We start from the raw sequence: 23,594 nt of genomic DNA on the forward strand, positions 1-23,594 counted from the left end.
CTCCCTGTGGTAGCCGGCAGTCTAGGTCAGTGCAGTTAAATTGCCACTCACCATAACCGGAGAATTCCGTTTTTTGTGTAGGCCTTCACCCCAGAACTTTTATCGTTCGAGCTATGATTGCCGCCCTCCAAGGACCCAGGATCAAGGACACGTCATGCGCATCGGTTTTCTCTCTCCCGTGGCACTGGCCCTGCTGGCCGGTATTTCCCAGCAGGCCCAGGCCAGTTCCGACGATTCGTGCTACCCCGACTGGCGTGTCTCGCGTGACAGCCTGGACCCTTGCAACAACGTGCCGTTCCTGAGCCCAGGCAATGACAGCCGGGTCAACCTGCGCCTGTTGCTGGCCGACAAAAAGGCCGCGCCGTTGGCGCCCAAGGCGTTGAGCGAAGATGACCTGGCCCAGGGTTTCGGCCCGGTGCCGTTCCCGGTGTATCGCCTGGCCGCTGCCTCCAGCGCCGAGACTGAGCCCGACTCGGACGATTCGCCTACCGCTGAGCTGGACACCCTGCTGACGCCCCTGGGCATCAAGCGCGAGGCGTACAAAACCGCCGGCGAAGCGTTCCTCAATGGCGAAGGCAGCCGCTGCCGCAGCAACGACGATGACAGCGCCACGGCGTTTATCCGCCAAGTGGTCAAGGCCGATATGCCGGCGGCCGAGCGCACGCTGCTGGCGAAGGCGCGGCTGCAACTGCTCACCACCTGCACCTGGGATGGCCCGGTGATCGCCGAGGCGCAGCAGATCCAGTCAGCTGACGGCCAACCGTTTCGCACCTACCTGCAAGCCGCCGCCGATTTCTACAGCGGCCGCTTCGCCGAGGCCGCGCAAGGCTTTGCTGGCGTCGGCAGTGCCCAGTCGCCGTGGCTGAAGGAAACCGCGCTGTACATGACCGCCCGCACAGCGCTCAACCAGGCCCAGGCCGACACCTATGACGAAGACGGCATGCCGCACCTGGACCGTGTGGATAAGCCCGCACTGGCCACGGCCGAACAGGGCTTCAACGCCTACCTGAAGGCTTATCCACAGGGCGAGTACGCGGCCTCGGCCCACGGTCTGCTGCGCCGGGTGTACTGGCTGGCCGACGACAACACCCAGCTCGCCGACGCGTTCGCCTGGGCACTGACGGCCACCGACGAGCAGCGCAATGTGTCTGAGGATCAGCTGGTAGAAGAAGCTGACCTCAAGCTGTTGATGGTCAACAGCGATGCCGTCAAGACCCCGATGATCCAGCTCGTCAGCGACCTGATGGTGATGCGCGGCGGCAACCAGCCGGCCATCAGCCGCGCAGACCTTGAGAAGCAAAAGGCCGTGTTCGCCAGCGAGCCAGAGCTCTATGAGTACTTGCTGGCCGTGTGCGCGCTGTACATCGAGCATCAACCGGACGCCGCCTTGAAGCAGTTGCCGCAGAGCGTGCCGTCGAACCTGAACTATTTTGCCTTCAGCCAACAGACCCTGCGCGCCCTGGCACTGGAAGCCAAGCAGGACTGGAAAGGCGCCGAGGCCCTGTGGCTGCAACTGTTGCCACTGGCAAAACTGCCGCTGCAACGCGACCAGTTGGAGTTGGCCCTGGCCATGAACTACGAGCGCAGCGGCCAGTTGGCCAAGGTGTTCGCCAGCGATTCGCCGATCAGCGCCAAACAAGTGCGCTACATCCTGCTGCGCAACGTCGCCGGGCCTGAATTGCTGCGCCAGCAGATCGCCCAGGCCAGCGATCCGTTAGAGCGCCAGACGGCGCAATTCGTGCTGCTCTACAAAGACCTGCTGCACGGCCAGTTCGCCACGTTCGCCGAGGACCTCAAGCAACTGCCGGCCCAGGCCCCCGAGGACAAGCTGGGCACCAGCCTGGGTTATGTCTACAGCGCCAGCCAGACGCTTAAGCTGTTCCAGTGGAACGGCGACAAGGCCGAATCCGGCTACGCCTGCCCGAGCATCGCGCAAACCGCCGCGACCTTGCAGACCGACGCGAAGAACCCCCAGGCCCTGAACTGCTTCGGCGAATTCATCCTGCGCAACGGCCTGGACGGCATGCCCCTGGAACAAGCCCGTGCCGCCGGCAGCCTGGGCAGCAGCGCATCGGACTTCAAGGGTGAAACCTTCTCGCGGCTCGACGGTTACAAGCAGGTCATCGCCAACGCCAAGGCGCCAAAAAACGACAAGGCCTACGCCTTGTTCCGCGCCATCAACTGCTACGCGCCGGCCGGCTACAACAGCTGCGGCGGCCAGGACGTCGAGCCCGCCGTGCGCAAAGCCTGGTTCCGCCAACTGAAAAGTGGTTTCGCCGACACCCAGTGGGGCAAATCGCTGCAGTACTACTGGTGAAACACCTGTGGCTGGGCGTGCTGTTGCTGGCAAGCCCGGCATTCGGTGCCGTCGATGCCCGCGACTATGACGCCTTCTGGCTGTGGAGCGGCGTCACTCCGCAGCCGGTACTCAAGCAGGCCAAGACCTTGTACATCCTCCAGGGCCAGATCAACGCCACCCGCCGCGCGCCCCAGCGTGGTGTGCAACTGATCGCCCAAGGCATCAGCGTGCCGCGCCTCACCCGAGGCGAGGTCTGGGTGGTCTACCGCGCCCACACCCTGCACTGGCCCGAACAGGTCTACACCCAACTGCTCGGCCAGGTACAACGCTGGCGCGATGCAGGCAACCCGGTGGTCGGCATCCAGCTCGACTTCGACGCCCGCACCCAATACCTGCACGAGTACGCCGACTTCCTGCGCGACCTGCGCCAGCGCCTGCCGGCCGATCTGAAACTGAGCATCACCGGCCTGATGGACTGGAGCAGCAACGCCGACCCCACCGCCATCGCCCAGCTTAAGGGCGTGGTAGATGAAGTGGTGGTACAGACGTATCAGGGCCGCCAGAGCATTCCGGATTACGCGGCGTATCTGCCACGGATGAACCGGATGGGGCTGCCGTTCAAAATCGGTTTGATTCAGGGCGGGGAGTGGGAGGAGCCGGGGTATTTGCAGGAGAGTGAGTGGTTTCGGGGGTATGTGGTGTTTTTGCAAAACCGTTGACATGAGTGTCAACCCTGTGCAAGAAAGTGTCCTCTGTCCGCGGACAGAGGACACTCGCTTTTGGAGCCCCATGAAAAGTCAAGACATCGTCATCCTGTTCAAACTGATCAGCCTGGAACTACAGGCCAAAGGGGAGCGCGTAAAAAAACGAGTGTTCTCTGTGGAAAAAGAGAGCGCGAGCCTCGGGTTTCAAAATCTTCCGGATTACATTCAAAACTTCGAAACTGTTCAACTTTCGTCAATTGATGACTGGCGGGGCTGGGATGGAGTAGACGAAGACTTTGAAGGACACAGCTCACAAACCTATTCTGTGAGAGCGCTGTCCTCAGCGTTGGGCCTAAGCAAAACAGAGGTTTCCTCATCCCTGAATCGTTGCAGGGAAATTGGCTTGATCTATACGAGCCACACCGACGGAATTCCTTTGGTAAGAAGCAAGGCACTGCTTGATTTGGTCACGTACGGCATCCGCTATATTTTCCCGGTTAAACCAGGCCCTATCGTTCGCGGTATTCCGACAGCCTTCGCCGCACCAGTCTTGGCGGGAAAAGTGATGAGCGGCGGCGACCTCATTCCCGTCTGGCCGGACGCATACGGAAAAAGCAAAGGTCAGGAAATCACACCGTTGTATAAAACGGTTCCTGGCGCGGTGAAGAAAGATGAGCTTCTTTATCATTTCCTGGCCCTCGTTGACGCCATCCGCATCGGGGGCCCTCGCGAAGCCAAAGTGGCCGATGCCATGCTGCGGGAGTGGATCCTGTGACGTCCAACAGAACAATGATGCTGCAAATGCTTGAGGAGGTTGCTGAGGCGTTGGGCGAAGAGTTGCGCACGCAAGTCGCCTTCGTCGGCGGTTGCACCACCGTTTTGCTTATCACCGATGAATACACCCTGGAATCGATTCGCGGCACGGATGATGTTGATTTGGTCATTCACCTGGCCGGCACCACTGACTGGTATCGCCTGGAAGAAACGCTGAAACACCGAGGCTTCAAAAATACCGGCCAAGACTCGGTAACCTGTCGTTTACGACTGGGCAATCTGAAAGTCGATTTTATGCCCACCGAGCAGAAGGTATTGGGCTTTGCCAATACTTGGTTCATCGGCGGATTGGAAAATGCCGTCGACTACACACTACCCAACGGAACGCTCATCAAGGTATTTGCCGCACCGTGGTTTCTCGCCGCAAAACTGCAGGCTTATAGGGTCGCGGTCGTGGCGATGTGCTGATGTCCAACGACATAGAAGACATCATCGCGCTATTGGACGGCAGGGAAGAACTCATTGAAGAGGAAGTGTGCACCCATCGACCTGCGGCAGTTCGTGAGCGAACAATTCACCGCATTACTGTCGCTATCCGCGTTTCACGACGTAATCCAAAGCACCGCTCAAGATCACGATCGTGAGGCGTTGATTTACGGACGCCTGAAGGCATTGATTAAGCTGGGAGTGGCCGCTTGATCCTGCACGCGAGCCTCAGTCGCAAAGGAACTCATAGAACAGAAAATCGCGATGCAAGCGGTTCCACACAGAACTCAGGTGCGTACCTCTACGTGATTGCCGACGGCACCTCAAAACCAGGTAGCGGGCAATTAGCGAGAGCCTTGAGCCACCATCTGCTTGAGTGCTTTTCCGGCGCGCAACCTTCTGTCGTGTCTTGTCCCGATCACACCCTGAAACGGGTACTTACTTCACTGGACGAAGTGCACTCGAATATATGCCCAGACTTTCCATTTGCCTCCACCAGCTATCTCGTAATGCTGGTGGTTGGCCAAACGGCCATCTCCATTCACGCCGGTGACTGCTGTCTGGGTTACCTGGAGACAGATCAAAGCATGAACTGGCTGAGCCCACCTCATTGCGGCCCCAACTGGAAAGGTGATCTGAGCCATTCATTCATCGCCAGCAGCCCCGCGCGCAAAACGCTGCTCAACTGCATGAGCCACCGACGGGCCCATGAGCCTCATATTCAATCCATGCAGATCACCCAAGGTACAACATGGATCTTGGCTACCGATGGGTTCTGGGCCGAGCTTTCAGCCGCAGACCAGTTCAAGGCTATCGCAGGGCAAACCCTCGAAAATTGCTCAACGGAAGATGATGTTACCTTCATGCTATTGCAGTCTTAGAAGTAGCACTGGGTTTCTCTCGCTGCTTCACAGCGACTTCTGCTCCAATTTCAGCGCCGAACCTCTGCCAGCGGATACACCGACTCCCACCCTCCCCCCAACGCCTTGTACAGCCCCACCATCGCCAACGACACGCCGGTAGAACTCTCCACCCACTGCTCCTGCGTGGCCAGCAGCGCACTTTGCACGGTGAGCACGTTGACGAAATCCACCACGCCTTCGACGTACTGGTGCTGCGCGGTGGTCAGGGCGATCTGGTTCTGGCGCACGGCTTCGGCGAGGCTGTCGCGGCGCAGTTGGCTGGCGTTGTAGCGGGTCAATTGGTCGTCGATTTCATGCCAGGCGCGCAGCACAGTTTGCTGGTAGGCCAGGGCCGCTTCCTGTTGCTGGGCTTCGCGCAGGTTCAGCATGCCTTGCAGGCGGCCGCCATTGAACAGCGGCAGGCTCACTTGCGGGCCGAAGGCAAACGCGCGAGAGCCCCAGGAGCCGAAATCCGACAGTTGCATGGCCTGGGAGCCGAGGCTGCCGGACAAGGTGATGCGCGGGTAAAAGTCGCCCTTGGCCACGCCGATGCTGGCGGTGGCGGCGTGCAGGCGCGCTTCGGCCTGGCGGATGTCGGGGCGGCGCTCGGCGAGTTCCGACGGCAGGCCGATGGCGACCTGGCGTTGGGTCTGCGGCACGGCAGCATCCTTGGACAATTGCGCGTGCAGGGCTTGAGGTGGCTCGCCCATCAGCAGGCTGAGGGCATTGATCAACTGGTCCTGGCGTTGCTGCAGATCCGGCAGGCGCGCTTCGATGGCGGCGACCTGGGCGGCGGCTTCGGCGACGTCCAGGTCTGTGGCCACGCCGTCGGCCAGGCGCAGTTGCGAGAGCTTGAGGCTGTGGCGGGCGACGTCGAGGTTTTGCTCGGTCACCGCGCGGGTATTTTGCACGCCGCGCAGTTGGATGTAGTCCTGGGCGGTCTCGGCCAGTACCGACAACAGCACGGCGCGGCGGTCGTTTTCCGCGACTTGCAGGGTGGCGTCGGCGGCTTCGGTTTCGCGTTTGACCCGCCCCCAGAAGTCCAGCTCCCAGGACGCCGAGAAGCCCGCGTCCCACTGGTTGAACGCGGAACGGCCGTTTTCGCCGGAGGGGTCGTTCAAGCCTTTGCCGCTGTTGCGTTTGCGCTGGTAGGCACCCGTGGCGTCGACAGTGGGATAGCGCTCGGCGGTGGTCACCTGGCGCACGGCGCGGCTTTGTTGCAGGCGGCTGCTGGCCAGTTTCAGGTCGAGGTTATCGCTGAGCGCGCGGCGTGTGAGCGCCGACAGTTGCTCATCGTGGAACACGTCCCACCAGCGCTCTTGCAGCGGCTCGCTGACAGCGCGGCTGGCGGCTTGTCGACCCTGAGGTTCGCTCCATTGCGTGGCTTGCGAGGTGTGCGGGCGCTGAAAATCCGGGCCCACGGTGCAGGCGCTCAGGCTGATAACGCTCAGGGTGAGCCAGGCGAGGTGTTTCATTGCTGGGCCACTTCACGCTGCTGCGCGACCGGCTGGGTGTCGACGCTGGCCTCGACCGACATGCCGACCCGCAGGCGCTCGGTCAGCGGCTGGTTGGGTTCGAGGACAATCTTCACCGGGATACGCTGCACCACCTTGGTGAAGTTGCCGGTTGCGTTATCCGGCTTGACCGACGCGAAGGTCACACCCGTGGCGGGCGCAAGGCTCTCCAGGTGGCCGTTGAGCAGCTCCCCGTCGAGGCTGTCGACCCGCACCTGCACGGCCTGGCCGGCGTGCATATGGGACAGCTGGGTTTCCTGGAAATTGGCGACCACGTAGGCCTCGGCCAACGGCACCACCGCGAGGATCTTGCTGCCCGGCGTCACATAGGCCCCCACCCGCACCGCGCGCTCACCGACCATCCCATCCACTGGCGCGACGATGCGCGTATAGGACAGCTGATAGCTGGCCATTTCCAACGCGGCCTGGGCACGCTTGAGCCCAGCTTCGGCGGCATCGCGCTGGGCCGTGAGGATTTCCACCTGCTTGCGCTCGGCCGCCAACACCGCCGTTGCGTTGGCCAGGCGCGCGGTGGCCTGGTCGATGCGGGTCTTGGCTTGCTGGGCGTTCTGCACGGTGCCCGCGCCCACGCCGGCGAGGTGGTTGTAGCGGTTCAGTTCGTGTTCGGCGAAGGCGACTTCGGCACGGTCTACCGCCACGGTGGCCTGGGCCTGGGCGATCACCGAGGTTTGGCGCTCCAGGGTCGCGGTGGCGTTTTTCAGCTGGGCCTGGGCGACCAGGGTGTCGGCGTCGGCGGCCTGGGCGGCGGCGCGAAAATCACGGTCGTCGATCAGCGCAAGCAGTTGCCCGGCCTTGACGCGCTGGTTGTCTTCCACCAGCACTTCCTTGATAAAGCCCGCCACACGCGGCGCCACCAGGGTGAAGTCGGCGGCGACGAAGGCGTCGTTGGTGGCCTGGCGCTTGTTGCCCAACAGGTCGGGCGCGACCAGGTACACCAGCACGCCGACGGCAAACACGGCGATAACGGAGACGGCAATTTTGTCTTTGCGTTTCATGGGAAGTCCTTGTGGCTAGGTCGGTGCGCGAGGCGGAAAAATCCGCGTGGGCATCCAGAAAATCAGCAGGATCAACGCCACCGCGACAGCAGCCATGACGTAATAAAGATCCGAAGAAGTCAGCACCACGGCCTGCTCGTGCAGGCGGTGGGCCAAGCCCGGCGCATCGCCGTCGGCCGCCGGCGAGTTGCCCAGGCGGTCCACCAGCATGGTCGAGTGAAAGTGCAGGCGCTGGGTGGTCAGCGCATCCAGTACACCGGTGGCAACAACAGCGGCCAGGCCTTTGACGGTGTTGAACCAGGCCGAGGCGAACGGCCCATCCGCCGGTTGGATGCTGCCGGTGGAGAGCATCAGCAGCGGCAAAACGGCCATGGGCTGCCCGAAGATTTGCAGCAGGTACAGGCCGTAGAAATCGTCGCGAATCCACGCCGAGGTCAGGTGCGCACTGCCCACGCAGCACAGCACCAACATCCCCAGCCCGATCCCCAGTACCCAGCGGCAATCGACCCAACGCAGGTTGCACAACGCAGCCACCAGAGGCAGCGCGATCAATTGCGGCAGCGCCATCAGCAGCATCACCGGCGCGGTTTGCAGGGGGCGATAACCCTGGACCTGAGCGAGGAAACTCGAGGGGATGATGATCACCGAGGTCAGCACCATCAGCACGCCTGCCAGCACGATCAGGGCAAACGCCAGGTTACGCAGGCCGAGCATCTGCAACTTGAAAAACGGCATCGGGTGCGACCATTCATTGAACATGAACAGCACCAGCAGCACGCTGCCGCCGCACAGCAGGAAAGTGATCAGGCCCGACTCGAACCAGTCCAGGCGATTGCCCTGCAGAATGCCGATCACCAGCATGCAGATCGCCGGAAACCCCAGCAGCAGGCCGCGCCAGTTGAACTGCTTGAAGCGCTCCAGGCGCAGCGGGTCTTGCGGCAAGCCGTAAGCCACGGCGGCCATCGCCAGCAGACACGGCCCGACGATCTGCCAGAACGCCCACTGCCAGCCGACATATTCAGTCCACAGCGCCGCCAACGGCGTGCCGAGGCTCGGCCCGAACGTGGCGGTAAGCGCGTAGCCGGCCAGGCCATACAGCTTGACGTTGGCCGGCAGGAAGCGCAGCGCCACGGTCATCAGCATCGGCGGCAAGGCGCCGCCCGCCAGGCCTTGGACGGTACGCAGCAACAGCAGGCTTTCGTAGTTCGGCGCAAACGGGCAAAGGATGCCAAGCACGGTGAACAGGCCGATGGCGCACAGGGTGAAGCGCCGCAGGGAAAACGTCACCGAGCACCAGGGCGCAAAGGCCATGGCCGACACGGAGGTGGCCGTGTACGCAGCGACCAGCCAGGTGCCTTCGTCAAAACCGATGTACAGCGCACCGCGAATATCCGCGAGGGCCACCTTGGTGACCATCTCGTTGAGACCGGACACCAGTACCGCCAGCAACACGCCGACCAGGCCGATGATGATGCGCGAGCCAAATACAGGCGGGGTGATAGCGGTGGGTTTGGCTGCAGCCGCAAGGGTGGGGGCAGCGAGGAAAGTCATGAACAGGTAACTCGGAATTAGAAATACCCGAGCAGTTTAATCAGGCACATGCATGACAAAAAGTTACATGTTGGCAGGGTATAAGTGCGCCAGACACAATCCTGGATTCACTATAGAACCCTTGTGGGAGGGGGCTTGCTCCCGATTGCGGTGGATTAGATAGAAAATCTGGGTCTGGCACACAGCAATCGGGAGCAAGCCCCCTCCCACATTTTGACCGTGCATGGCTTGTAAATCAGGTTGGTTGGGCTTCCAGCCAGGTGGCGTGGCAGCTCTCACGCATCGTCTCGCGCAACCACCTATGAGCCGGGTCTTTGTCGAAGCGCGGGTGCCAGGATTGGGCCAATACCAACGTCGGCAGCGAGATCGGCAACGCAAACGCGCGCAGTGGCAGCTTCAGGCGATTGGCGCTGTAGAGCGCCTCTTTGGGCACCGGCAGAATCAGGTCGGAGTCGGGCAACATGAACATCGCACCGTGAAAGCCCGGGGCAATCATCGCCACGCGTCGCTCCAGGCCCTGAGCATTCAGTGCAGTGTCGATCGGGCCACGGGCGATGCCACGCCGCGAGATGCTTATATGGGAATAGCTGGCGAAGCGCGCTGCGGTGATCTCTTCGTCAAACAACGGATGGTCCTCGCGCGCGAGGCCCACGAAGGTGGTGGAAAACAGGTTCTGCACCTTCACTTCCGGGGTGACCGGCATAGTGTTGCTCACCCGTAGATCCAGCCGCCCCTCGCGCAGGGCTTCATCATCGGTGTCGCCTTCGGGTACGAAACACAGCTCGCACAACGGCGCCATGCGCTCCATGGTGTCGAACAGGCGTCCACCATACACGCCGATGAAAAAGTCATTGGCGCGCACGCTGAAGCGACGGCGCAGGGTGCTCAGGTCAACCTGATCCGCCGAGCGAAACAACAACGCCGCCTGCTCCACCACGTTGCGCACCTGGCTCTGCAACTGCAAGGCCTTGGGCGTGGGTACCAGCCCGCGACCGGCGCGTACCAGGATCGGATCGCCCACCGCTTCTCGAATACGTGTGAGGGTACGGCTCATGGCCGCCGGGCTGAGGTTCATCCGCCGCGCGGCGCCCACCACGCTGCCCTCGTCGAGCAGGGCGTCGAGGGCGACCAGCAGGTTCATGTCGGGTAGTTGCATGCCAAGCACTCATGATCAGTCGGGAGTGAGCTGGCCGCAATCGTAGCAGGATGGGTGTATCAGCGCTGCATGCCCCAACGCTTCACGGTGAGCCGCTCGAAGGTGTCGAACACCAGGTTCTCCACCAGCAGGCCGATCAGGATCACCACCGCCAACCCGGCGAATACCTTGTCGGTGTACAGCTCATTGCGGTTCTGGAAGATGTACCAGCCCAGACCGCCCTTGCCGCTGGTCGCACCGAATACCAGCTCGGCGGCGATCAGTGTGCGCCAGGCGAAGGCCCAGCCGATTTTCAGGCCGGCGAGGATCGACGGCAGTGCCGCCGGGATCAGGATGAACACCACGAAACGCATGCCGTTGAGGCCATAGTTGCGGCCGGCCATGCGCAGGGTTTCGGACACGCCGAGAAACCCCGAATACGTGTTGAGCGCCAGCGCCCACAACACCGAATGCACCAGCACGAAGATCAGGCTGTTCTGGCCCAGGCCAAACCACAGCAGCGCCAACGGCAATAAAGCGATGGCCGGCAGTGGGTTGAACATTGAGGTCAGGGTGCTCAGCAGGTCACGGCCCAGTTGCGTCGACACCGCGAGGGTGGTCAGGGCAAACGCCAGCACGATGCCGATCAGGTAGCCCTTGATCAGCACCACCAGCGAGATGCTCACCTTGCTCAGCAGTTCGCCACTGAGCAGGCCGTCGTAGAGCGCGTGAAAGGTCTGCAGGAAACTCGGCAGCAGCAGGTCGTTGTTCTGGTAGCGCGCGACGGCTTCCCAAAGGATCGCGAGCACGATCAGGATCAGACCCTTGCGCAGCCAGCCTTGTTGCCACAGGCGTTGGCGCAGGGGCAGTTCGCGTTCAACGGGGACGCTGAGCAGCGGCTCAAGGGCAATTTCGTATTCCTGGCGCATTGGGTTGTCCCCTTAGTAAGCGATGCGGATATCGGCGAAACCCAACTCACGTTCGGCCTCGGGCGCTTCATCGAACAGCAGGCGATGAATCCGCCGCGCCGACGCCTGGAACTCCACGCCACCGAGGCTGTGCAGGTCGTATTGATGGCTGTGGATTTCCGCGCGCACGCGCCCCGGGTGCGGCGACAGCAACAGGATGCGATTGCCCACCACCAGCGCTTCTTCGATGGAGTGGGTGACGAATAGCAGGGTGAAGCGCACCTCTTCCCAGAGCAGCAGCAATTCTTCCTGCATCTTGCGCCGGGTCAGGGCGTCGAGGGCGGCGAAGGGCTCATCCATCAGCAGGATTTTCGGCTGCATGGCCAGGGCGCGGGCGATGGCCACGCGGGCTTTCATACCGCCGGAAAGCGTGTGCGGGTAAGCGTCGGCAAAGGCGGTGAGACCGACTTTGTCGAGGTAGTGCAGTGCCCGCTCTTCGGCTTCGGGACGCGGTAAGGTTTTCGACGCCAGCAGCGGGAACATCACGTTCTGTTTGACGGTTTTCCACGGCGGCAACTGGTCGAACTCCTGGAACACCACGATGCGATCGGGGCCCGGCTGTTCGACCTTTTGCCCCAGCAGGCGGATCTCGCCTTCGCAAGGTTTGATAAACCCGGCAATGGACTTGAGCAGTGTGGATTTGCCGCAACCCGATGGGCCGAGCAACACGTAGCGATCCGCCGGGTCGATCTCGAAGCTGACTTGATGAGTGGCCCGCACCACGCGCTCCGGTGTGCGGTATTCCAGGCTGACGTTATCCATCGCCAGCAATGGCAAGCGGGTGTGCAGGTTGCTGGCCGTGTGGCCTTGCAAGGGGGCGTTCATCTCAACTTCCTTGCAGGGGCTTGGCGTCCTGGAAGAAGTAGTCCTTCCACGATTCAGGCTTGTTTTTGATGGCGCCGACGCGGTAGAGGAACTCCGCCAGCGGGTAGGTGTTTTTCGGCGTGACGCTGAATTCGAACTGCGGGTTGTCGATGATTTTCAGCAACTCGGCGCGGTCGATCCTGGCCTTGGTGACACGGATGTAAGTGTCGGCCGCAGCGCCTTTATCGTTCTGGGCGAACTGCGCGGCTTCGGTCAACGCCTCGACAAACGCCTTGTAGGTTTTCGGGTTGTCGTTGCGGAATCTTTCGGTGGAAAACAGTACCGTTGGCGAGTTCGGCCCCAGCAGGTCGTAGGTGTTCAGCACCACATGCACGTTAGGGTTGGCCAGGGCCTGGTCCTGGAATGGCGGGTTGGAAAAGTGCCCGGTCAGTTCGGTGCCACCAGCGATCAGGGCAGCGGTGGCATCCGGGTGCGGGACAGCGACGGTGTACTTGTCGAGGCGATTGAATTCCTTGTCGCCCCATTGCTTGGCGGCGGCATATTGCAGGAAGCGCGACTGTACCGACACGCCCACCGCCGGCACGGCGATACGGTCCTTGTCGGTGAAGTCGGCAATGGTCTTGACCTTGGGATTGTTACTCACCAGGTAGTAGGGGAAGTTGCCCAGGGAGGCCACGGCCTTGACGTTCTGCTTGCCGTGGGTGCGGTCCCAGATGGTCAGCAGCGGGCCGACGCCGGCACCGGCGATGTCGATAGAACCGGAGAGCAGTGCGTCGTTGACCGCGGCGCCGCCGGACAGCTGGGTCCAATCGACCTTGATGTCGAGGCCTTCCTGCTTGCCATATTTTTCGATCAGGTTCTGGTCGCGCACCACGTTAAGCAGCAGGTAGACGATGCCGAACTGTTCGGCGATGCGGATCTCGCCTTCGGCTTGCGCGGACGTCGGCGCGAGCAGGCTGCCGGCCAACAGGCTGACACTCAGGCCGACAGTCGCGGGCAGCCGTGCGAATGGAATGTTCCTGGACATGGTCATGCTCCGAATCAGAAAGGCGCGTCGCCCTGGATGGTGGTGCGAAAGAGCTTGCGGCGCAGATGGCTCGGGCAACCGGCGGCCAGGTGGATCAGCGAGCGGTTGTCCCAGAACACCAGGTCGTGGGGCTGCCATTGGTGGCGGTAGATGTTCTGCGGCAGCACGCTGTGGGCGTAGAGCTGGGCCAGCAGGTCGCGGCTTTCGTCTTCCGGCAGGCCGACGATGCGGGTGGTGAAGCCTTCACTGACGAACAGCGCCTTGCGGCCGTTTTCCGGGTGGGTGCGCACGATGGGGTGAACCACTTCCGCGACTTGGGCAAGCTGCTCGGGCGTCAACGTCGGCCGCCAGTTGCCTTCGAATTTGGTTTCGCTGTAGCGCGCGGTATAAGAGTGCGCGGCACTGCGGCCTTCAACGGCTTTACGCAGGTGCTCGGGCAGTTGATCCCAGGCTTTGTGCATGTCGGCGAACAGGGTATCGCCGCCTTCGGACGGCAGCTCCTGGGCGTGGAGCATCGAGCCCAGGCTCGGCAGCTCTTTATAGGACAGGTCCGAGTGCCAGAATTTGCCTGCGTCACCCAGGCCGATGGATTGGCCGTTTTCGATGATATTGGAGACGATCAGGATTTCCGGGTGGTTGGCCAGCAGGAATTGTTTGAGCACGTGGATTTGCAGTACGCCAAAGCGGCGACTGAAGGCGATCTGTTGTTCGGGGGTGATGCGCTGGTCGCGGAACACTACGACGTGATGGTTCAGGTGCGCGCGGTGAATGCGGGCGAAATCCTGATCGTTGACCGGGCGGGACAAGTCCAGGCCGATGATTTCGGCACCCACGCTGCCAGGCAGTGGTCGAATCTCGAATGCTTGGGCGCAGAGGGCCGCTGTTGGAACAGTAGAGGTGGCGGACATGAGGTCACTCCCGATCAGTCAGGAGAGTGACTTTATAGATATAAGAACGGCAATTTAAATACCGTTAAAGAATATCGATATAGGGGAATGTCGCAACATGGCACTGGCGCGTCAGACCCCGCAAAGCCTGCATGTGGGCCGCCGGAATCACGCGTTGAAACGCTTACAAGCCGAAACTGTGCTGGTTTGACAAGCTTATGGGCAGCCTCTAGTGTGCATTGGATCCAATTAGCCACCACTATTTTAATAAGGACGATAGCGTAACCGTGACGCAGAAGCCGAATCCTTTGAACAGCATCAAGGTCAGCGGTCCTATTCCCGCCCATCTTGCTCGCTCCGTGATTGAAGAAACCTTGCGCAATGCCATCCTTGATGGCCGCTTGCCCTGCGGTACCGCCATGCGTCAGCAGGAGCTGGCCAGCCTGTTCGGGGTCAGCCGCATGCCGGTGCGTGAAGCCTTGCGCCAGTTGGAGGCCCAGTCGCTGCTGCACGTGGTCACCCACAAGGGCGCCGTGGTTGCACCGTTGATCGAAGACAATTCGGCTGAAACCTATGAGCTGCGAATGTTGCTGGAGTCTGAAGCCCTGCGCTTGTCGATTCCCTTGCTGACCGAAGCCGATATCGCCGAGGCAGACACGTTCATCTGTGCCCTGGAACAGGAAAAAGACTACACAGAGATTGGCCGTCTCAATCGCCTGTTTCACATGACCCTGTATAGCAAGGCTCCCAACCAGCGGCTGCTCAAGTTGGTGGAACACGGGTTGAACGAGGAGGAGCGCTTCCTGCGTTTCAACCTTGAGGCGATGGGGCTGGGCGAGACATCCCAGGAAGACCACCGCGAACTGCTGAACCTTGTGGCACAAAAGAAAGTCCAGGAAAGTATCCTGACACTGCGTAATCACTTGATGCGCGGGATGGAAGTGATCACAACCTATCTCAATAACCTGGATGCCAGCGGAGCGAAGACTCTCTAATAAGGTGTCAGGTCTCTTATCTTGCCCGCCGAGCGCCGCGGGGTTCCCTACCTGACCGGTGGCGCCCCGCGCAGAAGAAACTTCCCACTCTTATAAAGTAAGTTGCCGACAGCTTATATTATTTAGAAAAACATCTAATGCATTCATATACTCGCCAATTTGTTTAGCCCGCTTATTATCTTTCCTTACTAGACCAGACACTCAAATCGACCGTGCAGCCCCACTTGCGTGAGCGCTCGTGCGCGCAAAGCCTGGTTTACATCTTTTTATCTTCTTGCCGCATACAAAAGTCCAATGCTGTTTTAGCGGCAGACGCAATAACTTATAGGCATCAACCATGTACCAACCTTTGCTGGAACAAAGAAAACGGCTGTTGTGCAGCCATCCGTTATTTCTGGAAATAAGTTCGTTGGAAAAGTTACAACTATTCATGGAACACCATGTTTTCGCTGTCTGGGACTTCATGACGCTCACCAAACGCCTGCAACAGGACCTGACCTGCACTCGCCTACCCTGGCTGCCACCGGCCGACCCGCAAGCTGCACGCCTGATCAATGAGATTGTGCTGGGCGAAGAATCAGACTCTCACCCCAGGCAAGGCCATTGCAGCCACTTCGAGTGGTACCTGGAAGCCATGGTCGAAGTCGGCGCCAGCACCTCGGCGATACACCGTTTCATTGCACTGCAGCACCAAGGCGTGGAAGCAAGCACTGCCCTGCGCATGGCCGATGTTCCTGCTGGCGCAGCGCGCTTCGTCAGTGACACGCTGCGGATGGCGCTGGAAGCCCCTACACATTGCGTAGCAGCCGCATTCCTTCATGGGCGTGAGCGCGTCATCCCAAGTATGTTCGAACACCTCCTGCAGCCCGACACGCTCATCCACCGCCAGGCATCCGCCTTGTGTGGTTACTTCGAGCGCCACATTGAGGTGGACACTGAGCATCATGGGCGAGCAGCAGAGCAGTTGCTCGAACGCCTGGTGGGTGCCAACCCGACTTATCCGCAGCAGGCCCACGACGCAGCCCTTGCCGCCGTAGAAAGCCGTATCACGTTCTGGGACGAGGTGCAGGCCGCACTGCAAGAGGTGCACCCATGAATACGGCTGGCTACACCACCATCGCCGACGACTGGGAACGCCGCGCAACCATCCGAACCCGCCCTCGCCGCTTGCTGGAAGACGATGACAAGCTGATCTACCCACTGTGCCGTCAGCCCTTGGTACTCAGCGAGACCTTCATGGAACATTGCCCGCAGTGGCGCGACTTCGTGCTGGTGCAGAGCTTCTACAAATTCATCCACGACGTGGTTATTTTCGAAACCGAAATCGTCGACAAGACCGCGCGCAGCATTGCCAAGAATCGCTTCTCGCTGCCCTTCCCCCTCGCCTGTCGCGTTGATGCGATGACGGTTGTGGTGGACGAGGACTACCACGCCTTGGTGGCCCTGGATTTCATGCAACAGACTGTCGCAATGACGGGCATACAACCGCTCGACCTCCCCGGGCATATCGAACTGAGTCGTGCGCTGCCGGCGGCGCAGGCGCAGGCTCCGACACACCTGAGCGATGCAGTAGAGCTGATTGGCGTAGCCATCGCCGAAAACACCGTGACCCACGATGTAGCAGCGTTTTCCAAGGACCGCAGTGTCAAGGCCTCCATACGAGGTTTGATGGACGACCACCTGTTTGACGAAGGTCGCCACGCGCAGTTCTGGACGCGGCTGGTGCGCATCTACTGGCAAGCCGCGAGCCCGGACGACCGTGACAGCATCGCCCAGGTACTGCCAACATTCCTGGCGCACTATCTGACCAACGACCTGCAGAAAAACTTCGACCTGCACCTGATCGAACACCTCGACATCAGCGAGCGCCTGCGCGGTGTGCTGCGCGATGAAATATCAGCGCTGGCGTTCCCCATCACCCGCCAGCACCCGTTGATGAGCAATATCATGGGCTTCCTGCAACACAGCGGCTTGCTGCAAACGCCGAGTGTGGGGCAGGTGCTGAACGACTACCTGTCGGTGTCGCCATGAGGTGCCTGACCATCGGCTGGTGCGGCACAAGCAAGGCACTTGGCGAAATCAGGCTAATACTGGAACAGTACGGCCATGTGTCGGGGGATGAGGCCACCGACCTGTGGATTGAAGACGGTAGCCTGCCGTTGCCGGATGACCTGGGCGAAACCACCTGTATATGCCTGCGCCTGGGGATGGGCCCGTTAACCAGCAGCGGGTTACCCACGCTGCAATTGCGCGCCTATGACCATGACCGGCGTTTGTTTGCCGCGCTGGGCATTGCCGAGGAGCCCAGTGGTAACGGCCAGCGTCTGCGTCAGCAGGCAACAACTGCGCTGGTGGATTGGGTCGCGCTACTCGTCAGTGGCTTCTCACGTGACCCCGAGTATCTCTCTAGGAGCGCGGTTGCCACTGACTGGCCCGAGCACGATTTGCACGGGCTAGAGCCGTTGGCATTCATGCATCGATTCAATCGCACGGCAGACCCCGATCTGATCCGGGAAGCCCAGGTGCCGGTGATCAAGCGGGTGCAGGCCAGCCTTAATCTGTTCGCCGACCGGCCGGCGCTGAACATGGCGGGGCACACCGTGACCTACCGCCAACTACACCTGCGGGCCATGGCGATTCAGCAGCGATTGCGCCCGCTGCTGGAGGCGCTTGAGGCGCCACCGGTGATCGGTGTATGCCTGGAAAAATCCATGGAATTGTATGCCAGCATTCTTGCCGTACTGGGCAGTGGTGCGGTGTACCTGCCACTGGGACCTGATCAGCCCGCCCAACGCCACCGGGCCATGCTCGAAAACGCCGGGGCGAGCGTATTGCTGGATGCAGGCCAGCATCCATTACGGGAGCGTTTCATTTCTCTGGATGTCAGCGCAGTCGAGCCGCTCAACGCCAACTCAGCATCCTCGTTGATGCACAATCGCCCCTGCGCGCATATACCGTGCATGGTGCTCTATACATCGGGTAGTACGGGCCAGCCCAAGGGTGTGCTGCTCAGCCAAGGCAACCTGGCACATTTCACGGCCTGGTTCGGGTCGTGCATAACGCTAGATGAACGGAGCCACGTCCTGCAATTTTCGCCCTTGGGTTTCGACTCGTCACTGATCGAAATCTTCCCCGCCCTGATTGCCGGCGCCGAGTTGATCGTACCCAGCGAGGAACAGCGACACGACCCTGGACAACTGGTGGAATTGCTCCGCCGACAGCGTGTCACTCATGCCTTCCTGCCGCCTGCGCTGCTCAATATCCTGCCGCTGGATCCCCCCCTGGGCGTGACGCATCTGCTCACCGGTGGCGATGCCTGCGAACCCCATGTAATCGAGCGTCTGGCAGGACAGTGTCAGTTGCACAACCTCTATGGCCCCACCGAAACCACAGTACTGATTACGCACCGGACGTTCGACCCCGATGACAATAATCGTAATGTCGGCCACCCCATCGCCAATAGCCAGGTGCTGATCCTCGATGACGATCTGCAACCGGTGGACGAGCAGGTGATGGGCGAGCTGTACATCGTCGGGCCCGGAGTGAGCCTGGGATATGTGAATGCGCCGCGGCAGGCTGACAACCCGTTCGTCGAACTGCTGGTGCCAGGCGGCCAAACGCTGCGGGCCTACCGCAGCGGCGACTTGGCGCAGTGGACCGCCGAAGGCATTGTGCTGGGAGGGCGTCGCGACGATCAGGTAAAGATCCGCGGCTTTCGGGTCGACCCTCGGGAGATTGAACAATGCCTGCGCAGCAGCAGGCTGTATCGTGAGCTGGCCGTGGTGATCGACCATGAAAGCAGGATCTGCGCCTTTGTCGCCCAGCCCGAACCCAACGCTACGCTGGTGGCCTTGCAGCAGCATGCGCGCCAGTGGCTACCGAACTACATGCAACCTGGTTTCTGGGTGGAACTGCCAGCCATGCCGCACAGCAACAACGGCAAAGTCGACCGCAAGGGGCTGCTGTCGCGCCCCTTCCACCCCATTTTGCAGGCCACTCCCCGCGCTGCGCACACGCCACTTCAAGCGCGATTGAGCGACCTTTGGGGTGAGCTGCTGAGCTTGCCCACCAGCCAGTTGCCCATCGATGAAAGCTTCTTCGCACTGGGCGGCCATTCGATTTTGCTGTCGACACTGTTGTTGCGTGTTCGCGAGCAATTTGGCCGTAGTTTCGCGTTGAGCCATTTCATTGAAGTACCGACTATCCGTACGCTCGCAACACTGATGGAGGATGGTGAACTGCCCGACGCATCCTCTGCCCAAGCGGTCATGGACGCTCAACGGGAGTGGATGATCAATCCGTTGCAAGGGGACCGCGCAGGCAATCCGCACAAGGTGATCGTGACGGGGGCCAACAGTTTCGTCGGCGTCCATATTGTCGAGGCGTTGTTGAACGCCGGTGCCAGCGAGGTCGCGTGCCTGGTGCGTGACTTGCCGGGGAATCCTGCGATGGCTCGTTTTACCCAGGCGTTGCGTGACTACCAACTGGAACATCTGGACTTGAGCCGGGTACGAGTATTTGCCGCCGATATCAGCCGGCCGCGATTGGGTTTGGCCTGTGACGCGTATGACGCACTCGCCGCAGACTTTGGCGCGCTGGTGCATAACGCAGCAAGGGTCAACCACGTAATGGACTACGCCTCACTGGCCAGAGACAACGTCGACCCCATATTCGAATGCCTGCGCCTGTGCGAAACCCGCTGCAAAAAAGTCTTCAACTTTGTCTCGACGTTGTCGGCCGCCAGCAGCATCGGCACGATGGGGCATGTGCTCGAAGCTCCGGCGGCAGACACCCTGCCCCTGTACATCCGAAATGGCTACAACCTCTCCAAGTGGGTAGCCGAGCGGGTCCTGGGACGTGCAGTTGAGCAAGGAGCTTGGGTGAACATCCATCGCCCTGGAAATATCAGCTTCAACAGCCATAACGGAGTCTGCCAGCCACAGAAGAATCGCCTGATGTTGATGCTCAAGGGGTCGCTGCAGTTGGGCATGCTGCCGAGGCTGGATCTGAATTTCGACCTGATGCCCGTGGACTTTCTGGCTCGCTTCATTGCGTTCCACTGCAATCGCTTTCAAGCCGATAGAAGCGTATTCAACCTGCACAACCCACAACCACTGAGCTGGGAGCACTACCTGGATGCATTCAACCGGGCGGGCCACAGGTTCGAGCGGGTCAGTACTGCGTATTGGCAGCAGACGCTGCGAACGGTGAGCCAGGACAATGCGATGTTTGGTGTACTCGGGTTTTACCTTGATCGACTGGATGAAGACATCGGTGACACCTCGATGATCCTCCATGACAACGCGCGACGCGGCGTTCAGCAGATGGGTGAGCAATACCCCGAAAAAGACCCGGCACTGCTGAGTAAAGGCTGCAACTACCTCAAGGCCATCGGCTTTCTTTGAACCGATTCAGGACAACTTCATGAAACCGCTGCAACCCGATACGTTAATTCATAACCCGAACGGCCAGCCGATAATGTCCTCTGTGGTGATCGACTGCCATGCTTCCCGCCTGTGGAACCTAGTGGGGCAGTTTGCAGGCTTCGATGCGTTCATCCCTTCCTTGACGCATATCGAAATGACCGGCAACGGAGTGGGCGCTTTACGCACGAAATTTTTCCGCGATGGCAACCGCGTCGTAGAACAGCTCAATAGCCGGGAAGAGCGCGCGATGCACATGACCTGGACCATGATCTACAACACCCTGGGCGTGGCCAGGTTGTGGGCGTCGATCAAAGTAGAAGCGGTTGGAGCGCACTGCTCCAGAGCAACCTGGACCATCATTGCCGACCCCCTGGACACGGCACAGGTGGGATTTGAACAGTTTGTGCAGGGCTTCGCCGACAGCGCGCTGGACAATGTCCGCCGCTTGCTGGGTAAGCGGTAGGAGCGAAACGGCTCGCTCCTACTCGTACACTCAGCGGGTCAGATCTTGAAGCTGTCGACCAGCTGCTTCAACCGATTGGCCTGTTGCGACAACGCATCGCAGTCTTTCAGGGTTTCGTTGAGGTTGGTCACGCCCTGCTGGTTCAGCAGGTTGATCTGGTTGATGTCGACGTTGAGGGTTTCCACCACGGCAGTTTGTTCCTCGGTGGCCGCAGCGACGGATTGGTTCATGCCGTCGATCTCGACAATTCGCTGCGTTACGCTGACCAGGCGCTCACCGGCCTGGTTGGCAACCTGGACACTTTCCTCGCTGGAGGTCTGGCTGGCATTCATGGTGGTCACTGCCTCACGCGAACCCACTTGCAGGGAAGTGATCATTTTATGAATCTCCTCAGCCGACTCCTGGGTACGGTGAGCCAGGTTACGCACCTCGTCGGCGACCACGGCAAACCCGCGTCCGGCTTCCCCGGCACGTGCTGCTTCGATCGCAGCGTTCAGTGCCAGCAGGTTGGTTTGCTGGGAGATACCTTTGATCACATCAAGGATGTGGCCGATATTGTCGGTGCTGGCGTTCAGGGTTTCGATCTGAGTGCAGGACAGGCTGATCTTCTGCGACAGCTCCGACATTGCCAGGATGGTTTGCTCGACCACTTTACGCCCATCATCGGCCTGCTCGCTGGCACCGCTGGCGTGCTGTGAAGCATCGGCGGCGTTACGCGCGATTTCCTGGGTGGCAGCCCCCAGTTCGTTGATTGCGGCGGCCACGCTGTTGGTGCGTGCGCTTTGCTCATCAGAGCCGATGATCGAGGCGTTGGATGATGCCATCACACGCTGAGACAGGTCATGCACCTGACGTGTTGCAGAAGACACTTCGGAAATCGAGGCGTGGATACGCTCCACGAACCGGTTGAACGCGCTGCCCACTTCACCGAACTCGTCTTTACTGGTGACCGTCAAGCGGCGAGTCAGGTCGCCCTCACCCTGGGCAATGTCCTGCATGGCAATGCCCATGGTAGTCAAGGGCCGCAGTAACACTTGAATCAGCAGGCTCAACAGCACGGCAATCGCGACTACGGCGATCAGCATGGCGATCAATGCAGACGTACGGAATTTACCCAGCGGTGCGTAGGCTTTGTCTTTATCAATCGACAGGCCGATATACCAATCTGCACCGGGCAAGCCACTGATAGGCGTGAACGACAGAATGCGATCCTGGCCCTTGAGAACTACGTCCTGATTAACTTTCTCAATACGGACGTTAGTGCCTGGGTAGATGTCCTTGAGGTTTTTCATCACCTGGTCTTCGTCAGGACTTACGATGACTTGGCCGTCTCCGCTGACCAGAAACGCATGGCCGATGCCGCCGAAGTCCACCGAATTGATGATTTTCACCAGAGTTTGCAGGCTCAGGTCTCCGCCGACCACACCGAGCAACTCACCGTTCTTTTTCACCGGCATAGCGATAGTTACGATCTGCCCACCTACGGCGGCCATATAGGGCGGCGTGAGCATGGGTTTATCGGCAGCCACGGCTTGCTTGTACCAGGGACGCTGACGAGGGTCGTAGCCGTCAGGCATTTTTGCGTCCGGGCGCTGGGTGAACACACCGTTGGTTTGACCAACGTAGGTGAACTGGAAGTTCGAAGTGAACGCCGGTTGATCGACCAGCCCCGGGAGATCAGCAGCGCTACCCTGATGGGCAACGTTTTGCGTCAGACTTTCGAGCACCAGTATTCGACCACTGAGCCAGTTCTGCACACTACTGGCGGTGAGCTCGCCGGATTGCTGGATAGACGACTCCAGATTCTGTTTGATTGTGCTGCGCTGCAGATAATCGTTGTAAAGGGTGAATAACGCGAAGGCCAGAACCACAACGCCTGACGCGGCCAACAGAATTTTATGACTGAACTTGAGATTCATTTCATCGACTTCTTTTTGCCAAAGGGGGTGAGCGTGCCGAGAGGAACATTCCATGTAACGGTATAGGCGGCGTCTTGGGCCGCTCTATTTCGGTGCACTCATGGCTCATCAGGCTGTCGGCCAAGCAGGAGGAAAACTTAGGGAATTGTGGGACGAATCGTCTTTTTACGTAGGAAGCCGACCAAAGGTTGTCGTACAAGATGTAGGTGTAAGACTTCATCCCTTCAAACGGTGCGACAAATTTTCATTAATACCTGTGTCGCGCTTTTAAAAAATAGACTGGCGCCATGAACCTGATGTTTGGAGCTGGGTAGGCGTATCTGCTCGCTTACAAAGTTTATAAACCCTCTAAACGACAAAACCCCTGTCTGCATGAGCAGACAGGGGTTCTGGAATTTAATCTTGACGATGACCTACTCTCACATGGGGAAACCCCACACTACCATCGGCGATGCATCGTTTCACTACTGAGTTCGGGATGGGATCAGGTGGTTCCAATGCTCTATGGTCGTCAAGAAATTCTGTGTATCGGAGCGTTGCTTTAGCAACGTACCGATGAAATTCATGGACTTCTACATAAACGAAACCCCTGTCTGCGTTAGCAAACAGGGGTTTCGGAATTTAATCTTGACGATGACCTACTCTCACATGGGGAAACCCCACACTACCATCGGCGATGCATCGTTTCACTACTGAGTTCGGG

The 23,594-nt window shown here is 60.0% G+C and carries 19 protein-coding genes and 1 rRNA gene; 10 read left to right on the forward strand and 10 right to left on the reverse strand.

Translation table 11 applies throughout. The features are described 5' to 3' along the window. Positions 1 to 154 precede the first annotated feature (154 nt). The 5 genes from M2397_RS28270 (at position 155) to M2397_RS28290 (ending at position 5,144) form a co-directional block, all read left to right on the forward strand. A complete protein-coding gene (locus tag M2397_RS28270; RefSeq protein ID WP_259244880.1) occupies positions 155 to 2,317 on the forward strand; it encodes an outer membrane assembly lipoprotein YfiO in 2,163 nt (720 codons plus the stop codon). Continuing rightward, complete coding sequence (locus M2397_RS28275; RefSeq protein ID WP_259244881.1) at positions 2,314 to 3,018, forward strand: DUF3142 domain-containing protein; 705 nt, start codon at positions 2,314 to 2,316, stop codon at positions 3,016 to 3,018. Before M2397_RS28270 ends, M2397_RS28275 begins: the two co-directional genes overlap by 4 nt. A gap of 70 nt (positions 3,019 to 3,088) precedes the next feature. Continuing rightward, positions 3,089 to 3,778 carry a hypothetical protein gene (locus M2397_RS28280; protein WP_131700481.1) on the forward strand — a complete coding sequence of 230 codons (690 nt, stop codon included), beginning with the start codon at positions 3,089 to 3,091 and terminating at the stop codon, positions 3,776 to 3,778. 17 nt (positions 3,779 to 3,795) lie between these two features. After that, positions 3,796 to 4,245 carry a hypothetical protein gene (locus tag M2397_RS28285; RefSeq protein ID WP_259244882.1) on the forward strand — a complete coding sequence of 150 codons (450 nt, stop codon included), beginning with the start codon at positions 3,796 to 3,798 and terminating at the stop codon, positions 4,243 to 4,245. A 227-nt stretch (positions 4,246 to 4,472) separates the two neighbouring features. Then, the gene (locus tag M2397_RS28290; RefSeq protein ID WP_259244883.1) at positions 4,473 to 5,144 is read left to right on the forward strand and encodes a protein phosphatase 2C domain-containing protein; all 672 of its coding nucleotides are present in this window, start codon (positions 4,473 to 4,475) and stop codon (positions 5,142 to 5,144) included. Between the two features lie 50 nt (positions 5,145 to 5,194). Here the strand turns inward: M2397_RS28290 and M2397_RS28295 are convergent, their stop codons facing one another. The 8 genes from M2397_RS28295 to M2397_RS28330 all read right to left on the reverse strand — a co-directional run bounded on the left by M2397_RS28295 (position 5,195) and on the right by M2397_RS28330 (position 14,109). Then, the gene (locus tag M2397_RS28295) at positions 5,195 to 6,640 is read right to left on the reverse strand and encodes an efflux transporter outer membrane subunit (RefSeq protein ID WP_131700479.1); all 1,446 of its coding nucleotides are present in this window, start codon (positions 6,638 to 6,640) and stop codon (positions 5,195 to 5,197) included. Continuing rightward, the gene (locus M2397_RS28300) at positions 6,637 to 7,695 is read right to left on the reverse strand and encodes an HlyD family secretion protein (RefSeq protein WP_259244884.1); all 1,059 of its coding nucleotides are present in this window, start codon (positions 7,693 to 7,695) and stop codon (positions 6,637 to 6,639) included. Before M2397_RS28300 ends, M2397_RS28295 begins: the two co-directional genes overlap by 4 nt. A gap of 15 nt (positions 7,696 to 7,710) precedes the next feature. Next, positions 7,711 to 9,246, reverse strand: a complete 1,536-nt coding sequence (locus M2397_RS28305) for an MFS transporter (RefSeq protein ID WP_259244885.1) — start codon at positions 9,244 to 9,246, stop codon at positions 7,711 to 7,713. A 235-nt stretch (positions 9,247 to 9,481) separates the two neighbouring features. Continuing rightward, complete coding sequence (locus tag M2397_RS28310; RefSeq protein ID WP_145335684.1) at positions 9,482 to 10,402, reverse strand: LysR family transcriptional regulator; 921 nt, start codon at positions 10,400 to 10,402, stop codon at positions 9,482 to 9,484. A gap of 59 nt (positions 10,403 to 10,461) precedes the next feature. Further along, complete coding sequence (locus M2397_RS28315; RefSeq protein WP_145335682.1) at positions 10,462 to 11,310, reverse strand: ABC transporter permease; 849 nt, start codon at positions 11,308 to 11,310, stop codon at positions 10,462 to 10,464. Between the two features lie 12 nt (positions 11,311 to 11,322). Beyond that, positions 11,323 to 12,174, reverse strand: a complete 852-nt coding sequence (locus tag M2397_RS28320; RefSeq protein WP_259244886.1) for an ABC transporter ATP-binding protein — start codon at positions 12,172 to 12,174, stop codon at positions 11,323 to 11,325. Between the two features lies 1 nt (position 12,175). After that, positions 12,176 to 13,201, reverse strand: a complete 1,026-nt coding sequence (locus M2397_RS28325; protein WP_259244887.1) for an ABC transporter substrate-binding protein — start codon at positions 13,199 to 13,201, stop codon at positions 12,176 to 12,178. Positions 13,202 to 13,215: 14 nt separating this feature from the next. Then, entirely contained in the window at positions 13,216 to 14,109 is an 894-nt protein-coding gene (locus tag M2397_RS28330) for a TauD/TfdA family dioxygenase (protein WP_167657016.1), read from the reverse strand. 266 nt (positions 14,110 to 14,375) lie between these two features. Between M2397_RS28330 and M2397_RS28335 the strand changes: the two genes are divergently transcribed. From M2397_RS28335 to M2397_RS28355, 5 genes are all read left to right on the forward strand, one after another. Further along, positions 14,376 to 15,083 carry a GntR family transcriptional regulator gene (locus M2397_RS28335; protein ID WP_131700471.1) on the forward strand — a complete coding sequence of 236 codons (708 nt, stop codon included), beginning with the start codon at positions 14,376 to 14,378 and terminating at the stop codon, positions 15,081 to 15,083. Between the two features lie 337 nt (positions 15,084 to 15,420). After that, complete coding sequence (locus tag M2397_RS28340) at positions 15,421 to 16,179, forward strand: DUF3050 domain-containing protein (protein WP_259244888.1); 759 nt, start codon at positions 15,421 to 15,423, stop codon at positions 16,177 to 16,179. Further along, positions 16,176 to 17,114, forward strand: coding sequence for a diiron oxygenase (locus tag M2397_RS28345; RefSeq protein WP_259244889.1), 939 nt, complete (start codon positions 16,176 to 16,178; stop codon positions 17,112 to 17,114). Before M2397_RS28340 ends, M2397_RS28345 begins: the two co-directional genes overlap by 4 nt. Then, positions 17,111 to 20,488, forward strand: coding sequence for an amino acid adenylation domain-containing protein (locus M2397_RS28350; RefSeq protein ID WP_259244890.1), 3,378 nt, complete (start codon positions 17,111 to 17,113; stop codon positions 20,486 to 20,488). Before M2397_RS28345 ends, M2397_RS28350 begins: the two co-directional genes overlap by 4 nt. Positions 20,489 to 20,507: 19 nt before the next feature. Continuing rightward, positions 20,508 to 20,972 (forward strand): SRPBCC family protein, encoded by a 465-nt coding sequence (locus M2397_RS28355; protein ID WP_259244891.1) that lies wholly within the window; start codon positions 20,508 to 20,510, stop codon positions 20,970 to 20,972. 38 nt (positions 20,973 to 21,010) lie between these two features. Here M2397_RS28355 and M2397_RS28360 read toward each other — a convergent pair whose 3' ends face one another. Next, a complete protein-coding gene (locus M2397_RS28360) occupies positions 21,011 to 22,891 on the reverse strand; it encodes a methyl-accepting chemotaxis protein (RefSeq protein WP_027608051.1) in 1,881 nt (626 codons plus the stop codon). Between the two features lie 400 nt (positions 22,892 to 23,291). Next, positions 23,292 to 23,407: ribosomal RNA gene (rrf, locus tag M2397_RS28365) — 5S ribosomal RNA — on the reverse strand. Between the last annotated feature and the right edge of the window lie 187 nt (positions 23,408 to 23,594).

The organism is Pseudomonas sp. BIGb0381 (assembly GCF_024809815.1).
GTDB lineage: Bacteria > Pseudomonadota > Gammaproteobacteria > Pseudomonadales > Pseudomonadaceae > Aquipseudomonas.